Annotated in this window: 3 protein-coding genes and 2 pseudogenes; 3 read left to right on the top strand and 2 right to left on the bottom strand. The window is 67.5% G+C overall.

The features are described from left to right. The first annotated feature begins 563 nt into the window (after positions 1–563). From ACFV0Q_RS37640 to ACFV0Q_RS37630, 3 genes and pseudogenes are all read left to right on the top strand, one after another. Positions 564–800, top strand: a complete 237-nt coding sequence (locus tag ACFV0Q_RS37640; RefSeq protein ID WP_385012005.1) for a hypothetical protein — start codon at positions 564–566, stop codon at positions 798–800. 323 nt (positions 801–1,123) lie between these two features. Beyond that, positions 1,124–2,068: pseudogene (locus ACFV0Q_RS37635) on the top strand (ISAzo13 family transposase); the annotation flags it as partial. Then, on the top strand, positions 2,048–3,310 hold the full coding sequence (locus ACFV0Q_RS37630) for an IS110 family transposase (protein WP_385012007.1): 1,263 nt from the start codon (positions 2,048–2,050) through the stop codon (positions 3,308–3,310). The pseudogene ACFV0Q_RS37635 and the gene ACFV0Q_RS37630, both read left to right, overlap by 21 nt. Here the strand turns inward: ACFV0Q_RS37630 and ACFV0Q_RS37625 are convergent. Together ACFV0Q_RS37625 and ACFV0Q_RS37620 are read right to left on the bottom strand one after the other, a co-directional pair. Beyond that, a pseudogene (locus ACFV0Q_RS37625) lies at positions 3,250–3,756 on the bottom strand (transposase); the annotation flags it as partial. The gene ACFV0Q_RS37630 and the pseudogene ACFV0Q_RS37625 overlap by 61 nt on opposite strands. A gap of 1,510 nt (positions 3,757–5,266) precedes the next feature. Then, the coding region (locus ACFV0Q_RS37620; protein ID WP_385012003.1) for a hypothetical protein at positions 5,267–5,588 on the bottom strand (322 nt) is incomplete at its 5' end.

Raw genomic sequence — 5,588 nt, 5'->3', positions numbered from 1 at the left:
GGGGGGACCCTGTGGGAGAGTAGGACGCCGCCGAACAATCATTGTGGGAAAGCCCCGCACCAGGTAACTGGTGCGGGGCTTTTCTGCGTTTACGGCCATTTCCGTGATTTCCCGGGACATTGCCGTGATGCTGGCGAGCAGGCCGGCTGGCTCCGGTGCCCGACCAGCGCGGTTTCACCCTTGAACGTCTGGGCCCCGGTGGCCCCTGTCGTCGGGCGTGTCCACGAAAGGCCGCAGAGTCAGCGGCAGCGCGCACACGGACGGTTCGGCTTCCGCGTGTCCGGCAGCCCCGCGCGGCTCGCAAGCAGGACCCGCCAGAACGGAGCCGGGTAGGGCGGCTGCGGAGCGTCCCAGTACCTCGGCACGAGCGGGCCGTCAGCGAACTGGGGGTCGGACGCGTCATGGTGCGCACGGCAGTGAAGACCGGGGGTGGTCTCCGCCGAAAGGCTCCTGGCTCCAGGGGATGTCGAACTGGAAGAACAGGGCCGTCCGCCCACCCTAAAGTCCACACAACCTCGTCCTCGGCGGATGAGTCAGCTTCCCTCAGCACGACCATCGTGAGCTTGGGACCGCTGCGGTTCGGGATGAGCCCGGGCGAGGCGTGCGCAGCGCTCGGCGGCACCCGCGCGAACGATCGCTACCACAACCGGCGTTGGGCCATCACGTGCCACGTCTTCCGCGAGGTGGGGCTGAAGCTCTACTTCTCGGAGGTGCTCGCCAGCGGGGTGGCACTGGTCGGCCGGGTTCCGTCCGAGCTGGAGCAGCGGCTGTTCGATCGTGCCGAGAGTCGAGAGCCGTGAGCCCTTTACGCCCGTCTTGCTGCCCGCCGCTGCCATGGACGACGTCCATCCCCATCTGCCGAGGGAAGCCTGGGCCATCTTCTGATCACGCACCGTCCCGTGACGGAGGTCGGCCCTCTCCGGGATGCTGAACCGGATGCCGGGTCCGCGCCCTTGACCATCCAACGAGATCTGGACGGGGGTCTCCCGCGGGTTCGAGACGATCTCGTGGCGCTGCCACGTACGCGCTACTGACCGCCCTGCTGCCGAACGTGTCGCCGGCTGCCTAAGGGCTCGCGGAGAATCAAGGTGTTGCTTCCCGTTGTTCGGCTCGTTGGTGTGATATGCGCATATCTGGCGAGGTCCGTGATCAACTCGTCCTGAAGTTCGCGGTGTTGTTCCCACATCTGGACGAGCGGCAGCGTCGTCTGCTGATGGGGGCCGAGGCCAGGATCCTGGGACACGGCGGGATCCGGGCGGTCGCCCAGGCGGCCGGGGTCAGCGAGACGACCGTCCGCAAGGGCGTGGACGAGTTGGAAGCGGGGGCGGAACCACTGGGCCGGGTCCGCCGTTCCGATGGCGGGCGCAAGCGGGCGGCCGAGGTAGATCCAGGACTGCGGCCCGCGCTGTTGGCGCTGGTCGAGCCGGACATGCGCGGAGATCCGATGTCGCTGCTGCGATGGACGACGAAGTCCATCCGCAGACTCGTCGACCAGCTCACCAGACAGGGCCACCGCGTCTCGGCGGATACCGTCGCCGACCTTCTGCGGGAGGAGGGGTTCAGCCTCCAGGCCAACGCCAAGACCCTCGAGGACGGGCAGCATCCCGACCGCGATGCCCAGTTCCGCTACATCAACAACCGGGCCAAGGAGCACATGGGCGCCGACGACCCGGTGATCAGCGTGGACACCAAGAAGAAGGAGCTGGTCGGCCCCTACAAGAACGGGGGCCGTGAGTGGGAGCCGAAGGGAGCTCCGGCCCAGGTCAAGACCCATGACTTCCTGGACCGGCAGGGACCGGGCAAGGCGATCCCGTACGGGATCTACGACGTCGCCGCGAACACCGGCTGGGTCAGCGTCGGCACCGACCACGACACGGCAGCCTTCGCCGTTGCCTCCATCCGCCGCTGGTGGCAGGCCCGTGCCGGCCACGACTACCCTCACGCCACCCGGCTGCTGATCACCGCGGACGCGGGCGGCTCCAACGGATACCGCACCCGCGCCTGGAAGACTGAGCTGGCCGCCCTCGCCGCTGAAAAGGAGGTCCGGATGGAGATCACCGGGTTACCGACGCCAGTGTTCTGCGGGGTGGACTGGGCCGAAGATCACCACGACGTCGCACTGGTCGATACGAGTGGACAGCAGCTCGCCAAGGTGCGGTTCAGCGACGATGCCGCAGGATTTGCCCAGCTCATGGCTCTGCTGGCCGAGCACGGCGACAGCGAAGAAACTCCTATTCCGGTGTCGATCGAGACGTCACGCGGACTGCTTGTCGCCTGTCTGCGGGCCACCGGCCGACCGGTCTTCGCGATCAATCTGCTGGCGGTCGCCCGCTACCGGGACCGGCACTCCGTCGCCCGCAAGAAGTCGGACGCCGTCGACGCCGCTGCCCTGGCCAACATCCTGCGAACCGATATGGCCGCCCACCGCCCACTGCCGGCGGACTCCGAGCTCGTCCAGGTCATCGCCGTGCTCGCCCGGGCCCAGCAGGACGCCGTCTGGGCCCGCGGCCAGGCCCACAACAAGCTTCGTTCCCAGCTCAGGGAGTTCTATCCTGCGATCCTCGACGCCTTCGCCCAGCACAAGCACGGCCTGCGCTCAAGGGAAGCCCGCAGCATCCTGGCCGCGGCACCGACCCCCGCCATGGCCGCGAAGCTGACCCGGAGGCGTCTGCAGTCTCTGCTCAAGCAGGCCGGCCGTGTCCGCGGCATCCAGGGCGAGGCCGAACGGCTCCACGAGGTCTTTAGCCGCGACTACCTCCACCAGCTCCCGCAGGTCGAGGCGGCCTTCGGACATCAGACTTCCGCTCTGCTCAGGCAGCTGGACACCGCCTGCGACAACGCCGACCAGCTCGAAGAAGCCATCACGCAGGCCTTCGAGGAACATCCGGACGCGCCGGTCATCCGCAGCTTTCCGGGTCTCGCCGCACTGACCGGCGCCCGGGTCCTGGCGGAGATCGGCGACGATCGCACCCGCGTCGCCACCGCCGGATCCCTCAAGGCCTACGCGGGAAGCGCCCCCGTCACCAGGGCCAGCGGCAAGAGCTGCAAGGTCATGAGCCGGAAGGTCGAGAACCAGAGACTGGCCGCCGTCGGCTACGTCTGGGCATTCGGCGCTCTCACCAGGTCACCAGGCGCCAGAGCCCACTACGACCGTCGACGAGCAGCCGGCGACCGTCACGTTGCAGCACAGCGGAACCTCTTCAACCGCTTCATGGGCATGCTGTTCCACTGCCTCCAGAACGGTCACGCCTACGACGAAGCAACCGCTTTCCCACAGGCCTCAGCAGGCCTCAAGGCAGCGGTGGCTTGACGCTTATCCGCGTGGGATGTCTTGTCGCCTCGCACCCGCAACGGACGGACCCGGGGCCGGCCCAGTCCGAGGCGAGGGACCCAGATGGCTTCCAGCACGGCCGTGAACTGCCAGCTGTCTCCCCGCTGACCGGCTGTGACCAGCAGCGATAACGGTCGCTGACCTTGTTCACAGGCCAAATGAATCTTCGTCGTCCAGCCATCGCGGGACTGCCCCAGGCCGTGATCATCCGGTTCGGCCTGGTGGCCGCCCGGCGGCTCCTTCTGGGCTTGGCCGTCCCGCCGGGCACCAGCTGCGTGCTGATGGGCCCGGCAGATCGTGGAGTCGACGTTCACCTCCCAGGTGACCAGCACCGCCGACCAGACACCATCGCGCTGCCAGCGACGGCAGAGCCCATAGACCGTCTGCCACGGGCCGTACTCGTGCGGCAAATCCCGCCACGGGGCCCCGGTCCGCGCCCGTCAGCGGATCCCGTCGATCAACCGCCGCCGGCACAACGACGGTCGGCCCAACACCGTGACCGGCAACAACGGCCCCAAGACCGACCATTGGTCATCTGAAAGATCCCCTCGCCCCACGCCGCGATCATCACGGCACGAGGCGCGGCACGGACCCCAGTTCTAAAACACGGCCTAGCGGTCCAACTGGGGCACGCGGTTGAGATCGAGAGCTATGAGCGGTACTGGAAGTTCCCCGAGCTTGCCGAGATGCAGCTGATCTCCCCGCTTCTGAGCTCCACCCCAGAGGCCGTGCTCCTGGCCGTCCTTGAGTGTGCATGGCGGATCGCGACGCCGTGGAGCCTCGGTACTCCGGGAACGAGCAACGCGTTCGAAGGAATCGCGTCCGTGAACGTCGGCTCGCGCTTCACCGTCCCGGGCGTCGAGTGGATGGAGTTCCACATTGCTGGACGTCCATGGCCAGCGAGTCGGCCTGGCCCGAGGCATCCGAGGGAACTGGCCGGGGACCGCGATCCGCGGCCCGGCAGAGACGACGGTCTCTCCGTGAAGAGTGCAGCGTGAGTCACGTCAGGCGTGGCAGCGGAGCCGGACGAGGATGGTGCTGCCGGGAAGGTCCGCGAGGCATGCCTCTCCGCCTGGCCATACGGAGGGCCGCGGAGGGTCGTGAGGGCCCAGGAAGCCCAGATACCCCAAGTCGAGGCCGACGGCCTGTGCAAGCGCCCCTTCGATATCGCCTGCGGCCTCGGTATGCAGGCAGACCGTCATGCATAGGCCAGCCATAGGCCCCTCCTTGGCGTGCCGGCGGACGGCGTGATCGCACGCGTGGCGAGACGCGCCACGGGCCAGGTGGGCTGGAGTTCGGTCGATGTGTCCTTCGACCGGGCGGGAGCGCCAGGGCGGAGTGAGGCCGGCCGGGACCGCCGCCGAACATCTGGCGGTGGCCCGTGCCGTGGACAGCGGCTGCTGCATTCGCGGCGAACGTGTTGTAGCCGGGGATGCCGAATGCGGGGGTTCCCGATCGACGGGAGAGTGACGGCAGGGACATCCCAGGACCCGAGGAGCCCCATCTCGTGACTGCGACCGTGAGCGTGACCGCGGATTTGGCCATCTCCCCCCGACGGCTACATCGCCGGGTCCGACGTGATCACCGACAACCCGGGAGGCGACGGCGCCGAGCCGCCCTTCGAGAGTGCCCTCGACCAGGCGAAGGCCATCGCGGGCGGGGCGAGCACGGTGCAGCAGCACCTCAGGGAGGGTCATCGACGAACTCCAGCTCCATGTGGTGCCGGCCCTCACCTGAAGTACCGCGTCCCGAAGTGACCAGCGGCGCCGGCGGGGGGTGCCGACGCAGGGCGTGTTCAGAGGAGGGGGTCCGCGAGATCCGGCTGCCCGGCACGTGTGCAGACGAGGACGGCAGCAGCAGAGCCACCCGACCCGGACGGTCGACCTCGCTACCCCTAGCCCGCCGTTTTGACACCCCACAGGCAGGGTTGTAGAGTCAAACGGTTGCCTCGAACCGGACAGGTTCGGCGACCACCCACCCTGCGAGGAATGAACATTCCATGTGGGGTGTATTCGACTCTTCATTCGGAACGTTGCCGCCGGGAAATCCGGTGGAAAACTTCTGATAGAGTCGGACTCGCCGGAAAGGGAAAGCGCGAAAGCGCAGAACCTGGAAAGCGCCGAGGAAGTCGGACACGAAAGAGTCTGATAGAGTCGGAGACGCAAGAACAACAGAACGAAAGCCCGGAGGAAAGCCCGAGAGGGTGAGTACAAAGGAAGCGTCCGTTCCTTGAGAACTCAACAGCGTGCCAAAAATC

Source organism: Streptomyces sp. NPDC059564 (genome assembly GCF_042735575.1).
Lineage (GTDB): Bacteria > Actinomycetota > Actinomycetes > Streptomycetales > Streptomycetaceae > Streptomyces.
This window is presented reverse-complemented; position numbering and strand designations above follow the sequence as displayed.

Coding starts and splice junctions, on each gene's coding strand:
- ACFV0Q_RS37630 (WP_385012007.1), top strand. CDS start 2,048: ATGGAGATCACCGGGTTACCGACGCCAGTGTTCTGCGGGGTGGACTGG.